Here is a 595-nt window from a genome sequence, read left to right on the forward strand (position 1 = left end):
GATGGCGGTCGGGGGATCGTCCATGTCCAGCAGGGCTTGGGCGCCGGCCAGGCCGCCCTTGAAGCTGAAGTCGCCCTGGACGATCAGGGCCGGATCGGGGCGTGGCTTGCCGGCGGCGGCATAGGCCTCGTTGAAGCCGTTGCGGCGCAAAGTGCTGGCGGCGTGGTCCGGGTGGCCGGCGATATGGCCGATGCGCTCGTGGCCCAGGCTGAACAGGTGCTCGACCACCTCGCGGGCGGCGGCGCGGTCGTCCATCACGATGCTGGGCGACTGGGAATCGGGGCTGGTCGGCGAGATCAGCACGCAGCGCACCCCGTGCTCGCGCAGCAGGGCCTTCAGCGGCGCGAAATCGCATTCGGGCGGCAGCAGCACCATCTCGCGCACGCCGCCTTCGGTGACGAAGGCGCGGATGCGGTCCTGCCAGCCGGCCATGTCGCCCTCGACCAGCTCGGCCGACAGGTGACGGCCGTTCTGCAGGCAGGCGACCATCAGGGCGTGGTGGATACGGGTCTGGTAGCCGCCACTGGGGTCGCCCATCAGGATGCCGACCGCCGGAGCCGACTGGGAGCGCAGGACCCGCGCCACGGTGTTGGGC

At 71.4% G+C, this 595-nt stretch carries 1 protein-coding gene; it reads right to left on the reverse strand.

Going from position 1 to position 595, the window contains the following annotated elements; genetic code table 11:
- Positions 1-595 (reverse strand): substrate-binding domain-containing protein (locus tag J7528_RS23980; protein ID WP_291879871.1); only part of this gene is annotated, 595 nt, incomplete at both ends.

Source organism: Caulobacter sp., from assembly GCF_017744445.1.
Taxonomy (GTDB): Bacteria; Pseudomonadota; Alphaproteobacteria; order Caulobacterales; family Caulobacteraceae; genus Caulobacter.